23 protein-coding genes, 1 tRNA gene and 1 pseudogene are annotated in these 25581 nt (G+C 68.6%); 16 read left to right on the top strand and 9 right to left on the bottom strand.

Going from position 1 to position 25581, the window contains the following annotated elements:
• Positions 1-58: 58 nt before the first annotated feature.
• Genes ACFDTH_RS01460 through ACFDTH_RS01450 form a run of 3 tightly spaced genes read left to right on the top strand, consistent with a single transcriptional unit; the run spans position 59 to position 3208 of the window.
• Positions 59-358 carry a hypothetical protein gene (locus ACFDTH_RS01460; RefSeq protein ID WP_375285724.1) on the top strand — a complete coding sequence of 100 codons (300 nt, stop codon included), beginning with the start codon at positions 59-61 and terminating at the stop codon, positions 356-358.
• A gap of 8 nt (positions 359-366) precedes the next feature.
• Positions 367-2337, top strand: coding sequence for an FAD-dependent oxidoreductase (locus tag ACFDTH_RS01455; RefSeq protein WP_375285723.1), 1971 nt, complete (start codon positions 367-369; stop codon positions 2335-2337).
• 19 nt (positions 2338-2356) lie between these two features.
• A complete protein-coding gene (locus ACFDTH_RS01450) occupies positions 2357-3208 on the top strand; it encodes an SDR family NAD(P)-dependent oxidoreductase (protein WP_375285722.1) in 852 nt (283 codons plus the stop codon).
• 191 nt (positions 3209-3399) lie between these two features.
• On the opposite strand, the gene ACFDTH_RS01445 is transcribed toward ACFDTH_RS01450, so the two are convergent.
• On the bottom strand, positions 3400-3798 hold the full coding sequence (locus ACFDTH_RS01445; protein ID WP_375285721.1) for a heme-binding protein: 399 nt from the start codon (positions 3796-3798) through the stop codon (positions 3400-3402).
• Positions 3799-3863: 65 nt separating this feature from the next.
• Here ACFDTH_RS01445 and ACFDTH_RS01440 point away from each other — a divergent pair, with 65 nt between their 5' ends.
• From ACFDTH_RS01440 to ACFDTH_RS01425, 4 genes are all read left to right on the top strand, one after another.
• Positions 3864-4622: a GntR family transcriptional regulator gene (locus ACFDTH_RS01440; protein WP_375285720.1), complete on the top strand. Its 759-nt coding sequence runs from the start codon at positions 3864-3866 to the stop codon at positions 4620-4622.
• A 95-nt stretch (positions 4623-4717) separates the two neighbouring features.
• Positions 4718-5656, top strand: a complete 939-nt coding sequence (locus ACFDTH_RS01435; RefSeq protein ID WP_375285719.1) for a VOC family protein — start codon at positions 4718-4720, stop codon at positions 5654-5656.
• Positions 5653-6786 carry a class I SAM-dependent methyltransferase gene (locus ACFDTH_RS01430; RefSeq protein ID WP_375285718.1) on the top strand — a complete coding sequence of 378 codons (1134 nt, stop codon included), beginning with the start codon at positions 5653-5655 and terminating at the stop codon, positions 6784-6786. The genes ACFDTH_RS01435 and ACFDTH_RS01430 overlap by 4 nt, the downstream gene beginning before the upstream one ends.
• Positions 6783-7097, top strand: coding sequence for a hypothetical protein (locus tag ACFDTH_RS01425; RefSeq protein ID WP_375285717.1), 315 nt, complete (start codon positions 6783-6785; stop codon positions 7095-7097). The genes ACFDTH_RS01430 and ACFDTH_RS01425 overlap by 4 nt, the downstream gene beginning before the upstream one ends.
• 404 nt (positions 7098-7501) lie before the next feature.
• On the opposite strand, the gene ACFDTH_RS01420 is transcribed toward ACFDTH_RS01425, so the two are convergent.
• Positions 7502-7578: transfer RNA gene (locus ACFDTH_RS01420), tRNA-Pro, on the bottom strand.
• Between the two features lie 185 nt (positions 7579-7763).
• Here ACFDTH_RS01420 and yajC point away from each other — a divergent pair.
• The 4 genes from yajC to ACFDTH_RS01400 all read left to right on the top strand — a co-directional run bounded on the left by yajC (position 7764) and on the right by ACFDTH_RS01400 (position 11135).
• Positions 7764-8102, top strand: a complete 339-nt coding sequence (gene yajC, locus ACFDTH_RS01415) for a preprotein translocase subunit YajC (RefSeq protein ID WP_375285716.1) — start codon at positions 7764-7766, stop codon at positions 8100-8102.
• A 10-nt stretch (positions 8103-8112) separates the two neighbouring features.
• Positions 8113-9711 (top strand): protein translocase subunit SecD, encoded by a 1599-nt coding sequence (gene secD / locus ACFDTH_RS01410; protein WP_375285715.1) that lies wholly within the window; start codon positions 8113-8115, stop codon positions 9709-9711.
• 12 nt (positions 9712-9723) lie between these two features.
• On the top strand, positions 9724-10695 hold the full coding sequence (gene secF, locus ACFDTH_RS01405) for a protein translocase subunit SecF (RefSeq protein WP_375285714.1): 972 nt from the start codon (positions 9724-9726) through the stop codon (positions 10693-10695).
• Positions 10696-10766: 71 nt separating this feature from the next.
• On the top strand, positions 10767-11135 hold the full coding sequence (locus ACFDTH_RS01400) for an Mth938-like domain-containing protein (protein ID WP_375285713.1): 369 nt from the start codon (positions 10767-10769) through the stop codon (positions 11133-11135).
• 202 nt (positions 11136-11337) lie between these two features.
• Here the strand turns inward: ACFDTH_RS01400 and ACFDTH_RS01395 are convergent, their stop codons facing one another.
• The 5 genes from ACFDTH_RS01395 to ACFDTH_RS01375 are packed head-to-tail and all read right to left on the bottom strand — an operon-like array spanning position 11338 to position 14960.
• The gene (locus ACFDTH_RS01395) at positions 11338-11715 is read right to left on the bottom strand and encodes a VOC family protein (RefSeq protein WP_375285712.1); all 378 of its coding nucleotides are present in this window, start codon (positions 11713-11715) and stop codon (positions 11338-11340) included.
• Between the two features lie 43 nt (positions 11716-11758).
• Positions 11759-12919, bottom strand: a complete 1161-nt coding sequence (locus ACFDTH_RS01390; protein WP_375285711.1) for a glycosyltransferase — start codon at positions 12917-12919, stop codon at positions 11759-11761.
• 25 nt (positions 12920-12944) lie between these two features.
• The gene (locus ACFDTH_RS01385) at positions 12945-13538 is read right to left on the bottom strand and encodes an OmpA family protein (protein WP_375285710.1); all 594 of its coding nucleotides are present in this window, start codon (positions 13536-13538) and stop codon (positions 12945-12947) included.
• A complete protein-coding gene (locus ACFDTH_RS01380; protein WP_375285709.1) occupies positions 13535-14074 on the bottom strand; it encodes a hypothetical protein in 540 nt (179 codons plus the stop codon). The genes ACFDTH_RS01385 and ACFDTH_RS01380 overlap by 4 nt, the downstream gene beginning before the upstream one ends.
• A 58-nt stretch (positions 14075-14132) precedes the next feature.
• Positions 14133-14960, bottom strand: coding sequence for a class I mannose-6-phosphate isomerase (locus ACFDTH_RS01375; RefSeq protein ID WP_375285708.1), 828 nt, complete (start codon positions 14958-14960; stop codon positions 14133-14135).
• A gap of 99 nt (positions 14961-15059) precedes the next feature.
• Between ACFDTH_RS01375 and bamD the strand changes: the two genes are divergently transcribed.
• Together bamD and recN are read left to right on the top strand one after the other, a co-directional pair.
• A complete protein-coding gene (bamD, locus tag ACFDTH_RS01370; RefSeq protein WP_375285707.1) occupies positions 15060-16052 on the top strand; it encodes an outer membrane protein assembly factor BamD in 993 nt (330 codons plus the stop codon).
• A 56-nt stretch (positions 16053-16108) separates the two neighbouring features.
• Positions 16109-17761, top strand: coding sequence for a DNA repair protein RecN (gene recN, locus ACFDTH_RS01365; RefSeq protein ID WP_375285706.1), 1653 nt, complete (start codon positions 16109-16111; stop codon positions 17759-17761).
• Here recN and ACFDTH_RS01360 read toward each other — a convergent pair.
• Together ACFDTH_RS01360 and ACFDTH_RS01355 are read right to left on the bottom strand one after the other, a co-directional pair.
• Positions 17758-18171, bottom strand: a complete 414-nt coding sequence (locus ACFDTH_RS01360) for a response regulator (RefSeq protein WP_375285705.1) — start codon at positions 18169-18171, stop codon at positions 17758-17760. The genes recN and ACFDTH_RS01360 overlap by 4 nt on opposite strands.
• Before the next feature lie 82 nt (positions 18172-18253).
• Positions 18254-19216, bottom strand: a complete 963-nt coding sequence (locus ACFDTH_RS01355; protein WP_375285704.1) for an SDR family oxidoreductase — start codon at positions 19214-19216, stop codon at positions 18254-18256.
• Between the two features lie 95 nt (positions 19217-19311).
• On the opposite strand from ACFDTH_RS01355, the gene ligA reads away from it, so the two are divergent.
• The 3 genes and pseudogenes from ligA to ACFDTH_RS01340 form a co-directional block, all read left to right on the top strand.
• A complete protein-coding gene (gene ligA, locus ACFDTH_RS01350) occupies positions 19312-21441 on the top strand; it encodes an NAD-dependent DNA ligase LigA (RefSeq protein ID WP_375285703.1) in 2130 nt (709 codons plus the stop codon).
• Between the two features lie 167 nt (positions 21442-21608).
• On the top strand, positions 21609-24908 hold the full coding sequence (locus tag ACFDTH_RS01345) for a carboxypeptidase regulatory-like domain-containing protein (protein WP_375285702.1): 3300 nt from the start codon (positions 21609-21611) through the stop codon (positions 24906-24908).
• Between the two features lie 94 nt (positions 24909-25002).
• Positions 25003-25581 (top strand): annotated as a pseudogene (locus ACFDTH_RS01340) (sensor histidine kinase); the annotation flags it as partial.

Here is a 25581-nt window from a genome sequence, read left to right as displayed (position 1 = left end):
CGTCAAGGTGCGGGCGGCGCCCTTCCGCCGCCCGGACCCACCCGATCGAGGACCGATGATGCCCGAGTTCCGCCCGCCCGAAGAGGTCTCGCTGCCGCGCAGCAGCAAGGGCCCGCGCCCGCACTTCTTCGACGATCCCGCGATCGACCAGGTGATGACCTTCGTCTTCGAACTGATGACCGAATTGGCGGTGATGCGCGAACGGCTCGACACGGTGGAGCGGCTGCTCGACACCGAGGGTGTGGTGACGCGCGAGGGCATCGAAAGCTACCGCGCCGACGCCGCAGTGGAGGCGGAGCGCAACGCCTGGCGCAACGCCTATTTCCAGCGGGTCATGCGGATGCACACGCGCGACTGATCAGCTCCGTGAACGCCTACCCGCACCTCTTCTCGCCCGTCGACGTGGGCGGCCGCACCCTGCGCAACCGCATCGTCCACGCCTCCATGTCGACGCATTTCGCCCAAGGCGGACGCGTCACCGACCGGCTGATCGACTATTACGCCAATCGCGCCCGCGGCGGCGCGGCGATGCTGGTGAGCGAGCCGATGGCGATGCTCTCCTGGCAGCAATTGCCGACCCGCCCGGCCGTGCTGTCGGGCGTCAACGCCGACGCGCTGGCGCGCTGGGCGGAGGCGGTGAACCGGCACGGCAGCCTGATGCTCGGCCAGGTGCAGGACAATGGCCGCGGCTTCCGCTCGGGCTTCCGCAACCCGCAGGCCTATGGCCCCTCGGCGCTGCCGGACGACCTCAGCGGCACGATCCCGCACGCGCTCTCGATCGCGCAGATCGAGCGGATGATCGCCGAGTTTGCGCAGTCGGCGCGCGCGCTCCAGCAGGGGGGCTTCGCCGGCGTCGAGATCTCCGCCGGGCACGGCCACCTGTTCCACCAGTTCCTCGCGCGCCGCTCCAACGTGCGCGAGGACCGCTATGGCGGCGATCTCGACGGCCGCGCCACCCTCTTGCTGGAGCTGATCGCGGCGCTGCGCCAGAGCTGCGGCGCGGGCTTCGTGCTCGGCGTCAAGCTGCCCGCCGAGGATGGCATGGCGGACGGCATCGGGCTCGCCGAAGCCGCGCGCATCACGCAGCTGGTTCATGCCACCGGCACGGTCGACTATCTGACCTATTGCTGGGGCGCGCACGGCCACACCCTCTACGAGCATCTGCCGGACCTGCACGGCCCCCGCACCCCCTATGTCGACCGGATCGCCGCACTCGGCCGCCATGCGCCGGGCGTGCCGCTCGGCGCCTTGGGGCTGATCACGGACCCGAACGAGGGGGAGCGGATCGTGCGCGATGGCCTCGCCGATCTGGTGATGATGGGCCGCCCGCTCGTCACCGATCCCGCCTGGGGCGTGAAGGCCGAGCAGGGCCGCGAAGCGCAGATCCGCTATTGCGTCGGCTGCAACACCTGCTGGCACATGATCAACGTCGGGCGCGGGCTCAATTGCGACAACAATCCGCGCGTCGGCACGCCCGACGAGGCCGACTGGACGCCCGCGCCAGCGGAGACGCGCAAGCGGGTGGTGGTGGTCGGCGCGGGGATCGCCGGCATGGAGGCGGCCTGGGTCGCGGCGGCGCGCGGGCACGCGGTGACGGTCTTCTCCGCATCGGACGAGGCGGGCGGCAAGACCCGACTCCACGCCTTGCTGCCCGGCGGCGAGAACCTCAGCAGCGTCTACGATTACCAGCGCCTTGCCGCCACTCGCGCGGGCGCGACCTTCCGGTGGAACACCATCGCCACCGTCGATGCGGTTCGCGACCTTGCGCCGGACGCGGTGATCCTCGCCACCGGCGCCACCCCGGCGGTGCCATCCTACCTGCCCGAGGAATATCGCGAGTTCTTCCCGGACCTGCGCACCGTCGCCGCCGCCTTTGCCGAGCGGACCGGGCGCGAGGGAGGCACCGCGGTGATCCACGATGCCGACGGCACCGCCTTCACCTATGCCGCCGCCGAGCTGCTGCATGCCCGCTTCGACCGCGTCGTCCTGCTCACCGACCGCGACCGGATCGCCAGCGAGGAGGCGATGGTCACCCGTCAGGGCGTGCAGGCGCGCTTCGCCGCCAAGGGCATCGTCGCCATCTGCAACGTCGCCCCGCTCGCCACCTCACGTTTCGAGGAAGGCGAGGTATCCTATGCGGACGTGTTCACCGGCGCGACCGGCACGATCTGCGACGTCGCGCTGTTCACCTATGCCACCCCGCGCATCCCCGATCTCGCGCTGGAGGCGCCACTCCGTGCCACCGGGATCGACGTGCGGGTGATCGGCGATGCCTGGGCGCCACGCACGGTGCTCGCCGCCACGTCCGAAGGCTATCGCACCGCGATGGATCTATAGAACCCGAGAGGAAATGCCCATGTATCCCGATCTCGACGGCAAGGTCGCCATCGTCACCGGTGCCGGCCGCCACGGCGGCCTCGGCGCGGCGATCGCGCGCAAGCTTGCCGAAGACGGCGTGCGCCTCGTCCTCCACGATCTCGGCGAGACCAAGGGCGCGATGGCGCCCGAACATGGCGTCGGCGCCGCGTCCGAACTGGAGCAGGTCGCGGAGGAACTGCGCACGCTTCACCCCGGCATCGTCACCCACACCGCCGACATGCGCGTCGAGAGCGAGGTCGAGGGGCTGGTCGCGCGCGCGGTCGCCGAGTTCGGCCGGCTCGACATCCTCGTCAACAATGCCGGCGTCGGCTACCTGTTCGGGCCGTTCGTCGAGCAGACCCAGGAGAAATGGGACACGGTGCTCGACGTCAATCTGCGCGGCGCCTTCTTCGCGATGAAGTACGCGATCCGCCAGATGCAGGCGCAGGACGAGCAGCCCGGCTGGGGCCGCGGCAGGATCGTCTCGATCGGCAGCCGCGGCTCCAAGTCGGGCTCGGCGCTCACCTCATCCTACATCGCCTCCAAGCACGGGCTGGTCGGGCTCACCCGGTCGGTGGCGATCGAGATGGGGCCCAGCCAGATCAACGTGAACATGGTCTGCCCCAACCATGTCACCACCGGCCTCGGCTCCTGGCAGAACGAATATATGGCGCAGATGCGCGGCCAGAGCGTCGAGGAGTATCTGGAGGCGATGCGCGGCCGCATCCCGCTCGGCCGCGTCGGCACGCCGGAGGATACCGCCAACGCCTGCGCCTTCCTCTGCTCGGGCCAGGCGCGCTACATCACCGGCGAGGCGATGAACGTGTCCGGCGGCGAGGAGATGCACTGATCGCGGTGTCGGTTGGCCGGAGCCTGATCCAGCCAAGAATGGCGCTTAACTGACCCAAACCGTTCGTGCTGAGCGAAGTCGAAGCACTTTGGCAGGCGCTGCGCTTGCCCTTCGACTTCGCTCAGGGCGAACGGAGGTGGGTCAAGTTGGTCGATGGCGGCTCTGGGCCTGGCGGACCAAAGCCAGCCACCTCACCCCAGCGCCTCCAACCCGGCCTGCGCTACCGCCACGTCCTGCTCGCCGGTGCCGCCCGACACGCCGACGCCGCCGATGCACGCGCCCGCATGCCGCACCGGCAGTCCGCCGGGCATAGGCAGGTAATCGGTCAGCCGCAGCAGCTCGGGCTCGTCCTTCAGCCGTGCGGTGAGCGCCCCCGAGGGCGCGCGCATCAGCGCCGCGGTGCGCGCCTTGGCCAGCGCGACCGCCGGGGTCATCGCGCCCGTTCCGTCCGAGCGATACAGCCGGCAGGCGTAGCCGCCCTCGTCCACGATCGCGATCGTCGCGGCGACACCGACCTCGCGCGCCTTCGCCAGGCCCGCTGCCAGCATCGCATCCAGTTCGGCGGCTTCCAGCCCGTTCTTGGCAATCATGATGGCGTTTTCCTCTTGTTGTGGTGGGACGGAGCGGACAAGCGGGCAGCCACGGGAGAATGGCCTTGGGCAGACGCGACGACACGCCGGCGGTGGATCGGCTCCAGGCGGTGCCGCTCTACCATCAGATCTTCCTGCAATTGCGTGAGGAGATCATCAGCGGGGAGCGCGCGTTCGGCTCGCGCCTGCCGACCGAGGAGGAATTGTCCGAAAGCTTCGGCGTGTCGCGCATCACCGCGCGGCGTGCGCTGGCGGAGCTGGCCGAAACCAACCTGGTCGAGCGCAAGCGCCGCGTCGGCACGCATGTCACCTATCAGTCGCCCGCCCGCCCGATCGAAGGCAGCATCGAGCAGGCAATCGAATCCTTGATCACCTATGGTCGCAAGACCCAGGTGCGCATCCTGGAGCTGGACACGATCGCCGCGCGCGCGCCGATCACCGAGGCGCTGGAGATCGCGCCCGAAGCGCCGGTGCTGCGCGTCGCGCGCGTGCGCTGGCTGGAAAACCAGCCGATCAGCCATCTGGTCAGCTACGTGCCCGCCGAACTTGCCGGCGCGATGGACCGCGCCGCGCTGAAGGCGACGCCGATGCTCAGCCTGCTCGAACAGGCGGGCGTCCACATCGGCGCCGCGACCCAGACGATCACCGCCTCGCTTGCCGATGCGGGCACCGCCTCGCTGCTTGAGGTGGACATCGGCTCGCCGATCCTGCGGGTCAGCCGCACCGTGCTGGATGTCGCACGCCGTCCGGTGCAGCACGTTCTCGCGCAGTTCCGGCCCGATCTCTACCAGATCAGGCTGGACCTCCATTCCGCGCGCGCGTGACGGCTGAAGGGGGGCGGCACCGGTCATGCCGCCCTTCTGCCACGCCCGTCTGAATTGATATAGAAATAAGTGTATTTGCTGATAGGCTGGCGTCCATGAACGACTGGACGTCGCACGGCACGCCGCGGCTCACCCGCTTCCGCTTCGCGACGGTGGGCGCGCCGGATGTGGCGGCGGCGGAGGCGATGTACGTCGGCGTGCTCGGCTATCATGTGCGCGAGCGCGGCACGGTCGCGCAGGATCTCGCCGCCAGCTGGGGGGCGCCTGCGGTCGCCGGCCGGCCCTATGCGGTACTGAGCACCGGTGGCGCGCCCGACGATTACCTGCGCATCGTCGAAACCGAGGCGGTGCCGGGCTACCGTCCACTCACCACCTTCGGCTGGGCGGCGTTCGAGATCATCGTCGACGAGGTGGACGAGGTGCACCGCCGCCTCGTCGCCGCCGGCGTCACCATCCTCGCACCGCCCACGCCGCTCCAGTTCATGCCCTCGATCGTCGCCATGCAGGCGGTCGGTCCGGCGGGCGAGTGCCTGTACTTCACCACCGAAACCGGCGATCGCGCCGCCTCGATCCTGCCGCGCCCGCGCTCGCTGATCGACCGGCCGTTCATCCTTGTCGTCGCCGGCCCCGACTTCGATGCCTTGCGCAACTGGTATTGCGACCTGTTCGACCTCAAGCGCCGCCCGTTGCGCGAGAGCCGCATCGCGATCGTCCAGCGGGCGCAGGGCCTCGCCGCCGACCAGATCATCCGCATGACCACCGCGGGCCTCGCCGAGCACGGCTATCTGCTGGAGTTCGACGAATATCCCACCGGCCCAGGCCGCATCGCCGCCCCCCGCCCCCATGAGCCGGGCGCGCTGGTGCCGGGCTGCGCGATGGCGAGCCTCGCGACGCTGGACCTCGACCGGGTGGCACCGCTCGCCATCGCGCCGCCGGTCCGCCGCGACGGGCCGGGATATGACGGCCAGCGCGCCTGCACCGTGCGCGGACCCGCGGGCGAACTGATCGAGTTCATCGAGGAGAGGCCAGCATGAGGGTTCGCGACGTCCAGCATCCGATCCTGCCCCAGGCGACCGCGGACGAGCTGTCGCGCCAGCGCGCGGTGGTGTCGCTGCGCAAGCTGCTCAACAGCCGCGTCCGCGCGCAGAACGTCCGCCGCTTCCACGAGGAGGGCGCCCCTGCCTTCGCCGCGCGGCACGGCCGCCAGCCGCAGTCACCCGACGAGATCGAGCAGGCGCTGTTCGAATCGGTCGACTACCGGCTGTGGAGCGCCGCCAACCGCGCCTCGCAGGAGATGATCTGGGTCTCGGTGGGCGAGCCGATCTTCCGCGACCGCGCGCGCATGGAGGCGGCCGCCGCCGCCCTCGCCGCCGCGCCCGACCGCAAGGGCAGCCTGACGTTGCGGCCCGGCGAGGACATCTCGCCCGAGGTGGCGGGCGCCGACGTCCACCTCCAGCCCGGCGGCTATGCGCGCGACGACGGGCCGCAGGACGTGGTCGCCGGCGCCTTCTACGAGACCGGCGGCAACATCTTCTCCTTCGGCCAGGGCGCGGGCAAGGGCGACAGCAAGGCGGGCGTCGTCTTCCGGCTGCTGGAGGAGGACTTTCCGGAAATCGTGCCGACGCGCATCCTCGATCTCGGCTGTTCGGCCGGCGCCGCCTCCGCCGCTTATGCCGATCGCTTCCCCGAGGCCGAGGTGCACGCCATCGACATCGGTGCCGGCATGCTCCGCTACGCCCATGCCCGCGCCGAGGCGCTCGGTGTCGCCGTCCACTTCCACCAGATGGACGCCGCCGACCTGCGCTTCGCCGACGACAGCTTCGACCTGGTGGTCTCGCACAACATGCTGCACGAGATCGGCGCGGAGAAGCGGCGCCGCGCGATGGCGGAGGCGCTTCGTGTCGTGCGCCCGGGGGGCATCGTGATCTTCCAGGACGTCGATACCCGCTTTGCGCCCACGGAAGTGCACAAGGTGGAGAAGAATTGGGACACCCGCTTCAACGGCGAACTTTTCTGGAAAACCTATAACGAGGCCGATCTTCAGGCGGATATGACCGCCGCCGGCTTCGCGCCGGACAGCGTCGTCGAACATGCCGTGGCGGCGGTGAGCAACATCAACCGCTGGTACGTGATCAGCGGCCGCAAGCCCGAGGTGCAGGCATGACCGGCGCCGCCGAAGCCGTCGAGATGGTGATACGAGGCGGGCGCGGTATCCGCCCGACCAGCCTCAACGACGCGGAGACGGAGAAGGTGCTCTGCATGGCGCTCGCGCTGCTGGTGGAACTCACCACCGCGCAGGAGCGCATCGACCGACTTGAACGGGAAGTCGCGTCGCTGCGCGGGATCAGTCTCGCCGCATGGAAAGAGGCGGACGTGCCGGAGGAGATACGCCACGAGCAGGCGGAGCAGGCCGAGGCATTGCAGTTACGCGTGCTTCGCCCGCTTATCGATCCGCGGCACTCGCAAGGCGCCTAGAGGCCGAAGCAGTACCAAGCCGGGGCACAGCAATCTGGGGACGGGACTTACCCCGAAGCTGTGCACGTTACCTAACATACTCAGCGACTTAGCTCGCAAAAACCTGCCTCTCCGTCAGCGCAGCGGAGCTCATCCATGGCAGCGCCGCAGTTGCGGAGCCCGTCGGTCGCAATCGCCTCGGGTGGACCATGGCACGTCAGCGCTCTCTTCGTGAAGCTGAACGCTGCCGCCTTGTCTCTGTTCTTGTCACGTAACTCTCGAGGATCTCGCCCTCGTGCCCGCGCTCCAGGGCGATCCCCGGACGATTCACCAGGATAGACGAAAGATGTGATTGCCAGGTGCTTGCTGACGAGCATCGCCAAGACAGCCCATCGGAAAATATGGGACCAAGTGCCTAATGAAGCTGGTCGGGGCGACAGGATTCGAACCTGCGACCCCCACACCCCCAGTGTGATGCGCTACCAGGCTGCGCTACGCCCCGACCGACGGGCCCCATGGAGACATGCTCCGGGGAACCCGAAGGCGGGCCTCTACGCGCGGGGGCGGCGCGATGCAAGGCATCGTGCGCTCAGCCGCCCCAATGTTGCGCGGGGGGCCGAGCGATGGTAGCGGCGCGGCGCATATGCGTGGGCACCCGCCCCGCTCCCCCGATCCCGTCAGAGGCCGATGTTCATTTCTCCTGCCTATGCCCAGGCCGCAAGCGGCGCCCAGTCAAATAGCCTAGCCGGGTCGATCCAGTTCTTCGCACCGCTCGCGCTTGTCATGGTCGTCTTCTATTTTCTGATGATCCGCCCACAGCAGAAGCGGATGAAAACTCATCAGGATGCGATTTCCGCGGTCAAGAAGGGCGATTCGGTGGTCACCGCAGGCGGGCTGATTGGCAAGGTCACCCGCGTCGAGGATATGGTCGTCGAGGTGGAGATCGCCGCCAACACCCGCGTCCGCGTGGTCAAGGCGACGCTGACCGAGGTGACCCCGCTCGGCAGCAAGCCGGCGAACGACTGAGCGCGCCGCGATGCTCGATTTCCCCCGCTGGAAGGTCGTCGGGATCTGGCTGATCCTCGCCGCGCTGTGCGCGCTGGCGGTCCCCAGCTTCCTGCCCGAACGTGTCACCAACGGTTGGCCGGTCAAGCCGCCGCGGATCAACCTGGGGCTCGACCTCGCCGGCGGCAGCTACCTGCTGCTGGAGGCGGACACCCAGGACGTGGTCGAGACCCGCCTCGAATCGATGCGCGAGCAGGTGTCGCTGGAAATGCGCCGGCAGGACCCGCGCATCGCCATCGGCGATATCTCCACCCGCGGCGGCCGCCTCAGCTTCATGGTCCGCGACGCCGCGCAGGTCGATGCCGCGCGCCAGCGCCTGCTGCCGATGACCAGCGGCGTCGGCATGACCGGCCAGCGCGACTGGGACATTGCGGTGGTGGACGGCAGCCGCTTCGTGCTGACCCCGACCAGCGCCGGCATCACCCAGGCGATCGACACCGCGATGGGCGACGCCACCGAGGTGGTCCGCCGCCGCATCGACGAGCTCGGCACGCGTGAGCCCACCATCGTTCGCCAGGGCGCCAGCCGCATCGTCGTCCAGGTGCCCGGCCTCCAGAACCCGCAGGCCTTGAAGGACCTGCTCGGCAAGACCGCCAAGCTGGAGTTCAAGCTGGTCGACACGACCGCCAGCCCGCAGCAGCTGGCGAGCAAGCAGGCGCCGATCGGCAGCCAGATCCTCGCCTATCCGGGCAACCCGATGGGCGTGCCGCTGATCGCGGTGAAGCGCCAGGTGATCATCTCGGGCGATCAGCTCACCGATGCGCGCCAGGAGTTCAGCCAGCAGGACAACCAGCCGCAGGTGGCGATCACCTTCAACGGCGAGGGCGGCCGGCGCTTCGCGCGGGTGACGCAGGAGAATACCGGCAAGCCGTTCGCGATCATCCTCGACAATCAGGTGATCAGCGCGCCCAACATCAACGAGCCGATCCTGGGCGGGCGCGCGCAGATCTCGGGCAGCTTCACCGTCGATTCGGCCAACCAGCTCGCGATCGCGCTGCGCTCGGGCAAGCTGCCGGTCGACCTCAAGGTGGTGGAGGAATCGACCGTCGGCCCGGACCTGGGCGAGGAATCGATCCGCGCCGGCATCCTCGCCAGCGCGGTCGCGGTGGCGCTGGTGATCGCCTTCATGCTGGTCACCTACGGCCGGTTCGGCGTCTATGCGAACCTTGCGGTCGTCATCAACGTGTTCGTGATCCTGGGCGTTCTGTCGCTGATCAACGGCACGCTGACGCTGCCCGGCATCGCCGGCTTCATCCTGACCATCGGTACCGCGGTGGACTGCAACGTGCTGATCAACGAGCGTATCCGCGAGGAGCGGCACCGCGGGCGCAGCGTCGTCCAGGCGGTGGAGCTCGGCTATCAGGAGGCGAGCCGGACGATCTTCGAGGCGAACATGACGCACGCCATCTCCGGCATCATCATGTTCGTGCTCGGCTCGGGCCCAGTGAAGGGCTTTGCCGTGGTGCTGCTGATCGGCATCGCCACCTCCGTGTTCACCGCCGTCACCTTCACCCGCATGCTGGTTGCCGGCTGGCTGCGCCGGGCGAAGCCGAAGACGATCAATATCTAAGGCGGGCGACCCATGAAGCTCCTCAAACTCGTCCCCGATCACACCAACATCGATTTCGTCCGGCTGCGCGGCTGGGCGTTCGGGCTGACCCTGCTGCTTAGCGTGCTGGCGGTGGGCGTCACCTTCGCGCGCGGGCTGAACCTGGGCGTCGATTTCGTCGGTGGCCTGATGATCGAGGAGCGGTTCGCCAGTCCGCCCGACCTGACCCGCGTGCGCGAGGTGGTGGATGCGCAGGGCCTGGGCGAGGCGCAGCTGCAGACCTTCGGCGATCCGCGCGTGCTCACCATCCGCCTGCCCACCCAGGACGGCGCGGACGAAGGCGCCACCAACGCCGCGGTCAAGAAGGTGTCGGCGGCACTGACCCAGGCGTTCCCCGGCGCCACCTTCACCCGCTATTCGACCGTGTCGGGCAAGGTCTCGAACGAGCTGATCCGCAACGGCGTGCTCGCGGTGGTGCTGGCGATCCTGGGCATCGGCCTGTTCGCGATATTCCGCTTCGAATGGCAGTTCGGCGTCTCCACCATCGTGGCGATCGTCCACGATCTCTTGATGACGCTCGGCTTCTTCGCGCTGACCCAGTTCGATTTCGATCTGAACATCGTCGCCGCGGTGCTGACCATCATCGGCTATTCGATCAACGACAAGATCGTGATCGACGACCGCATCCGCGAGAACATGCGCCGCTATCGCAAGATGGACATGCGCGAGATCATCAACCTTTCGGTCAACGAGACGTTGCCGCGCACCGTGATGACCTCCGTAACCATCCTGCTCGCCTTGTTCGCCTTGCTGTTCCTGGGGGGCCACGTGCTGCGCGGCTTCACGGCGGCAATGATCCTGGGCATCGTCGTCGGCACCTATTCATCGATCTACGTCTCCTCGTCGCTGCTGATCAGCCTAGGCCTGCGCGCCGAACCGGGCGAGAAGAAGCCGGCGCGGGTGGACCTGAGCAACGCCGAGCGGATCGCCCCGCGCGAGCGGTGATATGTGCTCCCGCGAAGGCGGGAGCCCAGACTGGATCCCCGCCTTCGCGGGGAGACATGAGGAGCCGGAACATGCGCCTCGACACCGCACCCCAGAACGGCGGCCCCGTGGTCCGCGCCTTCGGCCCCGCCGGCTATCTGGTGGACGAGCGTCGCTTCGCCGCGCTGCTGATGACCACGACGGACGTCTTCGCCTGGACGCCGCCGCCGCTCGCCGGCCTGGCGGAGGCGGACCTCGCCCCGCTGCTCGATCCCGCGCCCGAGTTCATCCTGCTCGGCACCGGCGACGCGCTCGCCCGCCCGCCCCGTGCGCTGGTGCAGGCGCTGGAGGCGCGCGGCATCGGCCTCGACCCGATGGACAGCCGCGCCGCCGCGCGCGCCTGGGCGGTGCTGCGCGCCGAATCGCGCAGCGTGGCGATGGCGCTCTATCCTTTGCCCTGAACTTTCCTACACGCACCTCGTCAGGTACGAATGCGGAACGCGCCCGCAAGCGCCCGCTCCTTCTCATGACCAGTCACTGATGCAGGCGCCAAGGTGGCGCGTTCTGCCGCCCGGACGCGGGATTGCCGCTCCACCTTCGCCTGGCAGAACCCGCCCTGGCGAAACCCGCGTCTGCGCCTAAACCGCCTCAATTCGTGGCCGGTCACTTCGCCGAGTAGGTCACCGCCTCGATCTTGTTGCCGTCCGGATCGCGGACGAAGGCGCCGTAATAGTGCGCGTCATACTCCGGCCGCAGCCCCGGCTTGCCGTCGCATGTCCCGCCATTCGCCAGCGCTGCCGCGTAGAAGGCGTCCACTGCGCCACGGTCCTCGACGCCGAAGGCGACGTGGCTGCCATTGCCTACGGTCGCGGGCTTGCCGTCCTTGGGCGTCTCGACGCTGAACGCGAGCATGCCGCTTCCGAAGTCCAGTGCGGTCTCGGCGGACTTCATCAGAGCGAGCCCCACGAGCGGCATCACCGTCTCATAGAACCGCCGCGCCGCCGCGATATCGTTGCTGCCGACTGAAACGTGGTGGATCATGGATGTTCTCCGACGCTTCCGCCCGAACGCCCGGCCGCGGCGATCAGTGCCCGCGCACCAGCTCCGAAAGGTGCTCGAACAGCCCCGCGGTATTCGCCGCCCAGGTGAAGCGCGCCACCGATGCGCGCACCGCATCCGCCGGCGGCGGCGATGCAAGCAGCTCACCGATTGCATCCGCAAAGGCGCCCGGTTCGCGCGCGACGATCCGCCCCGCCGCGCCAGTCACCACCTCGCGCGCGCCGCCCGCCTCCGCCACCACCACCGGCGTGCCGCAGGCGAGTGATTCGATCCAGGCATTGGCGAGCCCTTCCGAGCTGCTGGCGAGCGCGCTGACGTCCGCCGCCGCCAGCAGCGCGGGCAGCTCGGCATGCGGCACCGCGCCAAGCAGGCGAATCCTATCGCCGAGGCCCGCCGCCGCGATCCGCGCCGCCAGCGCCGCGCGCTCCGGTCCCTCGCCGGCGATCCACAAATGAACGCCAGGCAGCCGCGCCACCGCGTCGATGGCGACGTCATGCCCCTTGCGCGGGATCAGCGCGCCGACCGCGATCACCAGCGGCCCGTGCACCCCCAGGGCCGCCTTCGCTGCCGCCCGGTCCACGGGTACGAAGCGATCGAGATCGACGCCGGTATGGTGCACCGTCGGCCGCGGCATGCCGAGCGCGACCATGTCGTCCGCCATCGCTCCGGACACGGCGAGCAGCCCGTCCGCCTCCCGTGCCGCCGCCAGCACCTGACGCGCGGTGGCGGGCGCCCGCCCCCAATGGTGGATGTCCGCGCCGCGCGCCTTGATCGAGACCGGCACGCCGTAGCGCCGCCCCAGCGCCACCGCCGCCGGCCCGTCCGGGAAGAAGAAGGACGCGTCGATCACGTCGAATCCCGCCGCACCGCGAATCCGGTCGAGCAATGGCCACAACGCGCGGACCAGCGCCGGAACATGGAAGTGCCCACCCGTCCCCGGTAGGACGGTGAAGCGCGGCCGGTGCACGTCGAGCCCCTGCCAGCGCTCCCGCTCCGGCACCATTGCAAAGTCGCGATAATGGCCCCGGCGCGACAGCGGCCAGGGCGGCACCCCGATCGGCGCCACCACGCTAAGCGCCACCTCGGGATGCGCCGCCAGCCCCAGGGTCTGCCGCTCGACGAACACGCCGAAGTTCGGCCGCGTCGCATCCGGGAACAGCGTGGACAGGGTCAGAACGCGCAGCATCGCGATGCGTTTAGCGCCTCGCAAGTTAAGGCCGCGTCGCCCCTCTTGGTATGTCGATGGTGACGCGCCGGTTGCGCGCGCGGCCCGTGGGATCGTCGGTTCCGTCAGCCGCCGTGTTGGGCGCTACGGGATCGGCTTCGCCGCGCCCCTCGGTCTTGAAGGTGCGGGCACGCAGCTCCGGCTGTGTCCGGAACCAGCCCGCCACCGCCTCGGCGCGTCGCCGGGATAGCGCAAGATTGTAGGCGTCCTCGCCCTTCGCATCGGTAAAGCCGGTCACGGTCACCGCGCCCTCGCCGCCCTGCCGTACCAGATCGGCAGCGCGCCGAAGATTCTGCTCGGCCGCCGCGGTCAGCGTCGCCTTGTCGAAGTCGAACAGCGTGTCCGCCGCCAGCAGCACCCGCGTACCGGTGTCGGTCCGCTCGATCGAGAAGCCGCTGATGTCGGCGGTCAGCGAGCTCGTCTCGGCCGAAAGGCCGCTGACCGATCCAATCTGCCGACCGGACGTAGCGGATGGCGGCGAGGGAGCGGGCACCGGAGCCGCCTGCGGTGTCGCCTCAACCTCGGGCGCAGGCTGCTGGCCGCACGCCGCCAGGGCAATCAGCAGGGCAAGCACCCTCACCGGGTCACCGGCACCGCATCGAAGGGGGCCACCTCGGGAATCGTCAGCGACACCGTCTTGCTGGTCGCGGGCGGCGCGGGGAACTTCAGGAAGACCTGGGTGGGCGCATCCCCGCTGCCGTTGCCGATATTCAGCTGGCGCTTGCTGATCGACATCGGGCCGGCCATCCACTTGCCCGAATTGTCCTTGAGCACCCCGATCCGTTGCGACGTGGCATCATCGATCAGGCTGATCTCGTCCACGTCGGGATGCGCACAGCACTTGCCCCCGGAGAAGGCGAGCGCGATCGTCAGGATGTCACCCGTCACCGTGGCGCGCGTCAGCGCCGCCTGATAGCCTCGCGGACCGGACTGCGTCTGGATCGCGGCAACCGTGGGCACCGGCGTTGGCGTGGGAGCGGGCGCGATCTCCTCCCGTACGACGCCAGCGTCGGCAGCAGCGGTCGCCTCGGGCGCAGGCGCGGTGGCCTGCTCGGCCGCATCCTGGCCGGAGCATCCCGCCAGCGCCGCCGCGATCACCACCACCATGACCCTCATCTCGCTCTCCCATGTCGATTCGGAACGGCAATGATCCGAAGACGCGCCCGGTTCCGGTTCAGCCGATCCGCGTGGTTCCCGTATAGCCGAACAGCATGTCCGCGTCGGCGGAGGCGTGCAGCCGCTCCGCACCCTCGACGGTGACGCACTCGCCCGCCTTCCACGCGACCCCGCCGACCACGCCCTCGCCCCTGATCGGCACCAGCCAGCCGATCCTGCCCTCCGGCAGCGCGATGTCGCGGTCGCCGCCGCCCCAGCGCTCCAGTACGAACTTTGGCCCTTCCACCAGGATCGTCCGCCCCGGCGCCACCTCTCCGGGCATCGGCGGCGCGACATAGGGGTTGAGGTCCGCCACCGCGACGCCGTCGTCCAGGTGAAGCTCGCGCGGGCGGCCATAGTCGTAAAGGCGATAGGTGGTGTCAGAGTTCTGCTGCACCTCGATGATGGTCAGCCCTGCGCCGATCGCGTGGATCACGCCCGAATGCGAGTAGATGAAGTCCCCCGCCTTCACCTTCTGCCAGTGGAGCTTGTCCTCGATCGACCCGTCCAGCGCGCTCGCGCGCAGCTCGTCCGCGGTCATCGGCGCCTTGGGACCGATCGCGATGGTCGAATTGGGCTGGGCGTCCAGCACCAGCCAGCATTCGTCCTTGCCGCGCGGCAGCCCTCGCTTCTGCGCCTCCTCATCGGACGGATGGTCCTGCACCGACAGTTTCTCGCTGGTGAACAGGTACTTGACCAGCATGTCGGGTTCTTCGGGATGCGGCGACTGGAACCACACTTCGCCGATCGGCTCGGCATCGGGCGCCGGATCGGGAAAGCCGGGGAAGAGGCGGTGGCGGCCCCAGACCTTTTCCACCCGCTTGGTGGCGAGCAACGTGGCAGGCATTCGTTCGTTCCCCGAAATGATGTCCCGCGCCGAACGCACGAGCCGGGCATGCGTTTCCCCGCTGTTCCGGCCCGATCGGATCGGTTAAGGGCAGCGGCGATGCGTAAGATCACCGCGCTGTCCCTCGCGCTCGTCCTTGTCACCACCGCCGGCTGCGCCCGCAATCGCAGCCGCGGCGACCTGCCCTACGTCGCCCGCGACGTCGGCACCCTGTACACCACCGCCAAGACCCGGCTCGATCGCGGCAATTACAAGATCGCCGCCGCGCTGTTCGACGAGGTGGAGCGCCAGCACCCCTATTCGATCTGGGCGCGGCGCGCGCAGCTGATGGGGGCGTTCAGTTATTATCTGAACAAGGATTACACCCAGGCGATCCAGGGCGCGCAGCGCTTCCTGTCGGTCCACCCCGGCAACCGCGATGCGCCTTATGCCTATTATCTGATCGCGCTCTGCTATTACGAGCAGATCGTGGACGTGACCCGCGACCAGAAGATCACCGCCCAGGCGCAGGATTCGCTGGGCGAACTGGTCCGCCGCTATCCCACCAGCCGCTATGCCGCCGACGCGCGGCTCAAGCTCGACCTGGTCCGTGACCATCTCGCCGGCAAGGAGATGGAGGTCGGTCGTTTCTACGAGCGCCGCGGTCAGTGGCTCGCCGCCACCCTGCGCTTCCGCAAGGTGGTGGACGACTACCAGACCACCACCCACACGCCCGAGGCGCTGATGCGGCTGACCGAAACTTATCTCTCTCTCGGCGTGCGCGCGGAGGCGGAGAAGGCGGCGGCAGTGCTGGGCGCCAATTACCCCGGCACCGACTGGTATGAGCGTGCGTACAAATTGATGGGCGATCATCCCGCCAAGCCGATCGCGCCGCTGGCGCCGGGCGAGCCCGTGCTGGCATCGCAGCCGGTTCAGTCGATCCCGGGCAGCGAGGGCGGCACCCCGGGCGCCGCCGCGCCGGGGACGCCGACCCCCGCCACCCCCAGCGGCGCGGGCGAAACGCCGGACGGCAACACCCCCAGCAGCGCGACGCCCGACGGCGGCACGCCGGGTTCCGCAGGCCCCTCCGCCGCCGATTCGCCGGGGGCCTGAAAGGCGGAACGAAAAGGGGTCGCGTCGCCGCCGCATTCCGCTAAGGCTCGCGCGCGATGCTGACCGCCATCGCCATCCGCGACGTCGTGCTGATCGAGGCGCTCGATCTCGACTTTTATCAGGGGCTGGGCGTGCTCACCGGGGAGACCGGCGCGGGCAAGTCGATCCTGCTCGACGCGCTCGGCCTGGCGCTGGGCGCGCGCGGCGACAGCGGCCTGGTCCGCCACGGCGCCACACAGGCCTCGGTCACTGCCACCTTCGATCTGCCCGCGGGCGTCGCCGGTCTGCTCGACGAGAATGGCATCGAGATCGAGCCGGGCGAGCCGCTGATCGTTCGCCGCGTGGTCAAGGCGGATGGCGGCAGCCGCGGGTTCGTCAACAACCAGCCCGCTTCTGCCGCGCTGCTGCGCGACCTGGGCAGCCGGCTGGTCGAGATCCACGGCCAACATGACGATCGTGGCCTGCTCAACCCGCGTGGCCACCGCGCGCTGCTCGACGCCTTCGGACGGATCGACACCGCGCCGGTCGGCACGGCCTGGGCCCGCTGGCGCGCCGCTGAAGCCGCGCTCGCAGCCGCCCGCGCCGAGATCGAGACCGCGCAGCGCGACCGCGAATGGCTGGATCATGCCGTCGCCGAGCTCGATGCGCTCGCCCCCCAGCCGGGCGAGGAGGAGACCCTCGCCGAACGCCGCCGGGCAATGCAGCGCGCCGAGAAGGTGGCGGGCGACCTGAACAGCGTCGCCGAGGCGCTGGAAGGATCGGATGGTGGGCTTGCCAAGCTCCGCCAGGCCGCGCGCGTGCTCGAACGGATCGCGCCCGACCACCCCGCGCTCGCCGACGCGCTTGCTGCGGTGGACCGCGCGGTTGCCGAAGGGTCGATGGCCGAGGAGCGGCTGCGCGAGGCGGAGGTCGCGCTCGCCTATGATGAGCGCGCGCTGGAGGCTGACGAGGCGCGGCTGTTCGATCTGCGCGGCATGGCGCGCAAGCACCGCGTCCAGCCCGATGAACTGGCGGCGCTTGCCGAGGAGCTGCATGGCCGGCTTCAGCGCCTCGAGTCGGGCGAGGAAGGGATTGCCGCGCTGGAGGCCGAAGGCGCCGCGGCTCGACAGGGATTCAAGGCCGCTGCCGGCGTGCTGACCATGGCGCGATCCGAAGCCGCCGCCCGCCTCGACGCGGCGGTCGCGGGCGAACTTGCTCCGCTCAAGCTCGACGCCGCCCGCTTCCGCACCGCGGTGGCGCCGCTCGGTGACGAACAGTGGTCGGCTGCCGGCGCGGACCGCGTGGAGTTCGAGATCTCCACCAATCCCGGGGCGCCCTTCGCGCCCTTGGTCAAGATCGCCAGCGGCGGCGAACTGTCGCGCTTCATCCTCGCGCTCAAGGTCGCGTTAGCGGAGGAGGGCGCCGCTGCGACCATGGTGTTCGACGAGATCGATCGCGGTGTCGGCGGCGCGGTCGCTTCGGCGATCGGCGAGCGGCTGGCGCGACTGGCGGAGCGCACCCAGTTACTGGTGGTGACCCACTCGCCCCAGGTTGCCGCGCGCGGCGCGCAGCACCTGCTGATCGCCAAGGCAAGCGACGGCACCGTCACCCGCACCGGTGTGCGCCAGCTCTCGCCGGACGAGCGCCGCGAGGAGATCGCCCGGATGCTCTCGGGCGCCACCGTCACCGATGAGGCGCGCGCCCAGGCGGATCGCCTGCTGGTGAGCTAGGCGGCGATGGCACGCTCCAGCATTCGGGTAATCTGCGCAGCGGTATAGGGCTTGGCAACGAAGGCGGCGCCGCGTGGCAGCATCTCCGGCTCGACGCGCTGCGAGCCGGAGGTGACTACGATCGCGACGTGCGGATAGGCCTGCCGCACGCGCCGGGCGAGCGCCAGGCCGTCCATGCCGCCGGGCAGGCGCACGTCCGTGAACATGATCTCGACATCGCCGCGCTCGCGCAGCGCGTCGAGTGCGGCGCCAGCACTGGCAACGGCGATCGGCAAGTAGCCAGCATCCTCCAGGGCGAGATGCGAATGAATCAGGATCAGCGGCTCATCCTCGACCACGAGGACGACGGGACGTCGTTCAGTCATGCGGCTCGAACCGAAGCGGCGCGGACCCGTTCCGCGCCGCAGCATGCAGTTCGTCGCGTTTTCAGTGCGTTAACCATATAAGTGGCTGCACTCCCGCTTCAAACGGGACGAGTCGTTAAGGTTCTTTCTAGATCGCGCCGGTGCCGCCGTTGGCGCCGAACACGCTACCGCTGGTAAAGCTGACGGTCGGATCGGCCAGCGTCACGTACAGCGCGGCCAGCTCCGCGGGCTGTCCGGCGCGGCCGAGCGGTGTGTCCTGCCCGAATTCGCCCAGCTTGCCCGGCAGCTGGCCGCCCGCGACCTGGAGCGGGGTCCACACCGGTCCCGGCGCGACCGCATTCACCCGGATGCCCTGCCTGGCGACCTGCTTGGCGAGACCTTTGGTGAAGATCGCGATGGCACCCTTGGTGGTGGCATAGTCCAGCAGCTCCTCGCCAGGATTGACACTGTTGACACTTGCCGTGTTGATGATCGTCGCGCCCGGCTTCATCAGCGGAAGCGCGGCCTTGGACAGGTAGAACATGGCATAGACGTTCGTCTTCATCGTCCGGTCGAACTGCTCGTGGGTGATCTCCGCGATCGAGGCCTTCGATTGCTGATAGGCGGCGTTGTTGACCAGGATGTCGAGGCCGCCGAGCTGGCGGTTGGCGTCCGCGATCAGCTTGAGGCAGAATTTCTCGTCGGTCAGGTCGCCAGGCAGCAGCACCACCTTGCGCCCCTCCGCACGCAGCAGCTTGGCGACATCCTGCGCGTCGGGCTCCTCGGTGGGATAGTAATTGATCGCAACGTCCGCGCCCTCGCGCGCGAAGGCGATCACTGCGGCGCGGCCGATGCCAGAGTCGCCGCCGGTGACCAGCGCCTTCATGCCCTGGAGCCGGCCTGAACCCTTGTAGCTGGTTTCGCCCGAATCGGGCACCGGCTTCATGTCGCGCTGGAGCGCGGGCCATTTCTGCGGCTGCTCCTGAAAGGGCTCCGACGTGTATTTCGTCTGCGGGTCGGTGCGCGGCGCGGGCGCGGCCTGCGCAGCCGCGGCCAGCGTGGTCGCGGCGGCGCCGCCCTTCAGGATGTCGCGGCGGCTGGTGTCGGTCATGGCGGGAACTCCGTTTCGGCTTCCGCCTCAACCACTTCGCTCCCGATCGGTTCACCCGCCTTGAATGCGAAAGCGCCAGCGCATAGCCCGGTGTCATGACCGCGCTGCCCCGCACCGACGAAGAGGCCGCCGCCGAGCTGGCCCGCCTCGCCGCCGAGATCGCCCGCCACAATACGCTCTATCATACCGACGATGCGCCCGAGATACCGGATGCGGACTATGACGCTCTGCGCCGCCGCAACAGCGCGATCGAGGCCACCTTCCCGCACCTCGTGCGCAGCGACTCGCCGACGCACCAGGTCGGCGCTGCACCCGCCGCGCATCTCGCCAAGGTGCGCCACGCCCGACCGATGACCAGCCTCGACAATGCTTTCTCGGACGAGGAGGTGACCGAGTTCGTCGCCCGCGTGCGTCGCTACCTGCGCCTCGCCGACGATGAACAGATCAAGCTCACTGCCGAGCCCAAGATCGACGGCCTCTCGTGCTCGCTCCGCTACGAGGGCGGCCGGCTGGTCCAGGCGCTGACCCGCGGCGACGGGACGACCGGCGAGGTGGTCACCGACAACGTCCGCACCATCGCCGACGTGCCGCGTGAGATCACCGGCGCGCCGCACGTGTTCGAGGTGCGCGGCGAGGTCTATATGGCCAAGGCGGACTTTGCCGCACTGAATGCCCGACTGCTCGCCGAGGCGGAAGCGGCTGGCAAGGAGGCGCGCCAGTTCGCCAATCCCCGCAACGCCGCCGCCGGCTCGCTGCGGCAAAAGGACGCCGCCGTCACCGCCAGCCGTCCTCTGCGTTTCCTCGCGCACGGCTGGGGCGAGTCGAGCAAGGTGCCCGGCGCGACCCAATCGGAGGTGATCGAGAGGCTTCGAGAGTGGGGCTTCCAGGTTTCCGACTATTTCTGCGTTGCCGGCACGGTCGAGATCGCACTGATGGTGTATCGCCAGATCGAGAAGGAGCGCGCCGACCTGCCGTTCGACATCGACGGAGTGGTGTACAAGGTCGACCGGCTCGACTGGCAGGAGCGGCTCGGCTTCGTCGGCCGCAACCCGCGGTGGGCGATCGCGCACAAGTTTCCGGCCGAGCGCGCCGAGACGACGCTGGAGGCGATCGACATCCAGGTCGGGCGCACCGGCAAGCTTACCCCGGTCGCCCGGCTCACGCCCGTCACCGTCGGCGGCGTGGTCGTCTCCAACGCGACGCTGCACAATGCCGACGAGATCGACCGGCTCGGCGTCCGCCCCGGCGACCGCGTGGTGCTCCAGCGCGCGGGCGACGTGATCCCGCAGATCGTCGAGAACCTCACGCACGACACGCCCCGCGACGCGTGGGCCTTCCCCACGCATTGTCCCGAATGCGGCTCGGAGGCGGTGCGCGAGGAGGACGAGGTCGATATCCGCTGCACCGGCGGGCTCGTCTGCCCCGCGCAGCGGCTGGAGCGGCTGCGCCATTTCGTCAGCCGCGGCGCACTCGACATCGAGGGTTTGGGCGAAAAGACGCTCGTCGAGTTCCTCGATCTCGGCTGGATCGCCGAGCCGGCCGACATCTTCCGCCTCGCCGCGCACCGCGACGCCCTGCTCGGCCGGGAAGGCTGGCAGGAGAAATCGGTCGACGGGCTGCTCGCCGCGATCGAGGCGAAGCGTGCGCCCGATCCGGTGCGGCTGCTGTTCGGCCTGGGCATCCGCCACATCGGCAGCGTCACCTCGCGCGACCTGCTCAAGCGCTATCCCACTTTCGCCGAGATCGAAGCGCTCGCCGACGCGCTGATCGCGCTGCGTGCCGGCACCGGGGCAGAGCTTGGCGAGACCGACCGCAAGCACCAGACCCGACTCGACAAGGCGCTGGCCGAGCGGATCGGCGTGGAGAATGTCGGCGGCGCGGTTGCCCATGCGCTGGCGGACTTCTTCCACGAAGCGCACAACCGCACGGTCTGGCACGACCTGCTCGCCGAGGTGTCGCCACCGCCATTTGTGGTGGAGACCCGCGCCTCCGAGGTATCCGGCAAAACGGTGGTGTTCACCGGCACACTTGAGACGATGAGTCGCGACGAGGCCAAGGCACAGGCGATCGCACTGGGCGCGCGTGTGGCCGGATCGGTTTCGGCCAAGACCGATCTGGTGGTGGCGGGCCCCGGCGCGGGATCGAAGGAGACCAAGGCGCGCGATCTGGGCATCCGCGTCGTCGATGAAGCCGGATGGCAGGCGATCGTGGCGGCGGCGGAATGACATCAGCCGGTCGCACTGTCGCAATATTGCAACGCAGCATTTTAAAGCGCCCACGACACGGAACCAACGCCACAGCTGTCTCAGACCTGTCATAAATCCGGCGCAGGGGCCCGCGGGTCGAGCCGCAAAAAGCGGCCACCAGGCGCCTCGCGCAAAGGGAAAGAGACATGCGAAACAATCTGTTGCTGGGTGCGGCCATTGCCGCGCTCGTCATTCCGGCCGCGGCTCACGCGCAGGAGACGACCTCAACCGTCCGCGGTACCGTAACCGCGGCGGGTGCGCCGGTCGCCGGCGCGTCGATCGTGGTGACCGACACCTCCACCAACAGCCGCTCCACCGGCACCAGCGGCAACAACGGCAGCTTCAGCCTTGGCGGCCTGCGCCCGGGCGGCCCGTACAGCGTGGAAGTGACGAGCGCGCAAGGCAACCGCACCGTGACCGACGTGTACCTCGTCGTCGGCCAGCCCTATGACCTGCCGATCGATCTCGCTGGCGAGAGCGATGCCGGCGCGGATATCGTCGTCACCGCCGCCAGCGTCGCCGGCGCCGGCTCGAAGGGCGATGGCCCGCAGACGATCCTGACCGCCCGCCAGATCGGCCGCGTCGCATCGGTCAACCGCGACATCCGCGACCTCGCCCGCCGCGATCCGTTCGCCAAGTTCGAGGACACGTCCGGTTCGGGCGGCGGCAAGGCGATCTCGTTCGCCGGCATCAACCCGCGCTACAACCGCTTCTCGATCGACGGCGTCGTCGTCTCCGACAACTTCGGCCTCAACTCCGACGCCAACCCGACCCGCCGCGGCCCGGTGCCGCTGGACGCGATCGGCCAGTTCTCCACCTCGGTCGCGCCCTATGACATTCGCCAGGGCAACTTTCTGGGCGGCGCGATGGACGCGGTGCTGCTGACCGGCACTAACGAGTTCCACGGCAACGGCTTCTACAGCCAGAACACCGATGGGCTGACCGGTGACCGCAATGGTGACGGCGTTCGCACCAATTTCGACTTCAAGAGCGAGACCTACGGCGCGACGCTCTCCGGCCCGATCATTAAGGACAAGCTGTTCTTCATGATCTCCGGCGAAAAGAACACCGAGGGCAATCCGCTGTCGCCGGTGATCGGCCAGATCCCCCGCATCACCGCGGCGGACGTGACCAACATCCAGAACATCGCCCAGAACCAGTATGGCTTCGAGGCCGGCGATCCGCTGACGATCTCGCAGGACAAGGACGAGAAGATCGTCGGTAAGATCACCTGGAACGTCACCGACAATCAGCGTTTCTCGGTCAGCTACATTAACGCCTATGACGTGACGACCTTCCAGCAGAACACCAGCGCGTCGAACACCGGGCCGACGCTGGGTCTGTCGTCGAACGGCTATCAGGCGACCGAGCTGCTGCGCGCGGGCATCGCCCAGCTGAACTCGCAGTGGACCGACGAGTTCTCGACCGAAGCGCGCTTCCTGTACAAGAGCTACGAGCGTGGCTCATTCTCGCTGAACGGCACCGGCTTCGCCCAGTTCGGCGTCTGCCTGGATCCGAACAGCGTCGGCGCCACCAACCAGTGCAGCCCGGCCGACAACGCCGCCGGCACGCAGGCGACCGGCCGCATCTTCTTCGGCCCGGACATCTCGCGCCAGGCGAACGTGTTCAACACGGACACGTACAATGGCTCGCTGATGGCTCGCCTGCAGCATGGCGATCACGACCTGCGCGTGTTCGGTGAATATAGCCAGACGAAGATCTTCAACCTGTTCCTGCAGAACGCGACCGGCAACTATTACTTCGACTCGCTGGCCGATTTCCAGGCGGGCACCGCAAATTCGGTGACCTTCCAGCGTCCGGCCTCAGGCGACATCAACGATGCCGCCGCCAGTTTCCAGTATCGCCAGTTCACCGCCGGCATCCAGGACGACTGGCAGATCACGCCGCGCCTGAACCTGAGCTATGGTATCCGCTACGATCTGTTCGACCAGGACACCGACATCCCGGTCAATCCGGGCTTCGTCGACCGCTACGGCTATTCGAACGGCAAGAACTTCAAGGGTCTCGACCTCTGGCAGCCGCGCATCGGCGTGAACTGGGAGCCGATCGATGACGTGAAGTTCCGCGGCGGCTTCGGCGTATTCGGTGGCGGCACCCCGGACGTGTACCTGTCCAACAGCTACTCGAACTCGGGCGCGGGCATCGGCGGCGTCGGCATCGGCTCGGTCACCGTGATCCGCACCGGCCCGAACAGCTACACGCTGAACGGCGCGGCACTCGATCCGGCGATCGGCAATGCCGTGCTCAACAACGTCTCGGGCAGCACCGTTCCGGCGCAGCTCCAGGCGCTGATCCCGGATACCGGCGCGAACCCGACGACCAACATCAACGCGCTGTCGAAGGACTTCCGTATCCCCTCGGTCTACAAGGCGACGCTGTCGGCCGACTGGACCCCGCGCGAGTTCCTAGGCGGCGGCTGGACCTTCGGCGCGGACTATTACTTCAGCCGCACCAAGGACTCGATCCAGTTCGTCGACTATCGCTCGGTCGCCAACGGTACGCTGCCGGACGGTCGCCCGCGCTTCGGTCCGTTCCCCGGCACCAACAACAGCACCAACACCGACATCGTGCTGACCAACGGCGACAAGGGCCGCAGCCACGTCGGCGTGGTGCGCGTCGACAAGCAGTTCGACTTCGGCCTGAACCTGAACTTCTCGTACACGCTGCAGGACGTGAAGGATCAGACCCCGGCGACCTCGTCGACCGCGGGTTCGAACTACGCCAACGGTGCGTTCCTGGGCGATGCGGCGGCCTATGGCACGTCGAACGACCAGGTGGCCTGGTCGTTCAAGTACGGCGTCGGCTTCGATCACTCGTTCTTCGGCGACTATCGTTCGATCATCCAGCTGTTCGGCGAGACATCCGCGGGCCGTCCGTACAGCTACACGATGGCCGATGCGGGCAGCGGCCAGCGCAGCACGGTGTTTGGCCTGACCGGCCGTGACGACCGCTACCTGCTGTACGTGCCGCAGTCGGGCACCGATCCGCTGGTCAGCTACGACAGCCCGGAGACCCAGGCAGCGCTTGAGAGCATCATCGGCTCGACCAACCTCAAGAACTACCGCGGCAAGATCGCTCCGCGTAACCTGGGCCGCGCGCGTGCCTTCACCCGCATCGACCTGCACGTGGAGCAGGAGATCCCGACGTTCATCGGCCGCTCGCGCGTTTCGGTGTTCGCGGACATCCAGAACCTGCCGAACCTGCTCAACAAGGACTGGGGCGGCTTCCGCCAGTCGGGCTTCCCGTACATCGAGGACGTGGTGCAGGTGCAGTGCCTGACCTCGGCCGGCGGCCCGGTCGCGACCTCCACTGCGCAGCCCTGCGCGCAGTATCGCTACTCCTCGGCCGTGAAGCCGAGCGACGCGATCCCGGAGATCCGCCCGTCGCTGTACTTCATCCGCCTGGGTGCCCGCTTCAAGTTCTGATCGGGCCTCCACGGCAAGCCATCGGGCCGTCGCTCTCACGAGCGGCGGCCCTTTGCTTTGCGCCGGCGCGGTGGCCCGTGTAGAGGGTCGGGCAATGGCGACCCTTCCCGCCTCCCCGCTCGCCGGACAGGTCGCGCAGCCGCGGCCGCCGATCTCCGTCCGTCCCTTCTTCGAGGACAAGGCGCGCGCCTTCTGGTTCCTCCAGGCGGCGGGCTGGTCGGGTTACCTGATCCTGCGTTCGGTTTCGACGCTGTCGAGCGGCTTCTCGCTCCAGCTGATCGTGCCGATCATCATCGAATCGATCGTCGGCTATTGCCTGACCCTGCTGCTCTCCGCGCTTTATGGCGTGTACCGGCGGGTGGGGCGGATCTCGGGCGTGATCCTGACGGTGCTGACGCTGGGGTCGGCCACCTTCTTCTATTCGCTGCTCGACGCCTTCTCGTTCGGCTTCATCAAGAACGGCGCGCCCGGGATTGATCTGGCGCTGCTGCTGGGCAGCGTGTTCCTGAATTTCACGGTGCTGGCGGGCTGGTCAGCGCTCTATTTCGGGATCAATTTCTATCTGATCGTCGAGGACCAGATCGATCAGATGCGCGACCTGGAGATGCAGGCCTCGTCCGCGCAGCTGGCGATGCTGCGCTACCAGCTCAACCCGCATTTCCTGTTCAACACG

This window comes from Sphingomonas sp., from assembly GCF_042096255.1.
GTDB lineage: Bacteria > Pseudomonadota > Alphaproteobacteria > Sphingomonadales > Sphingomonadaceae > Sphingomonas.
The sequence above is the reverse complement of the archived record's forward strand: the minus strand, read 5'-3'. Positions and strand labels throughout refer to the sequence as shown.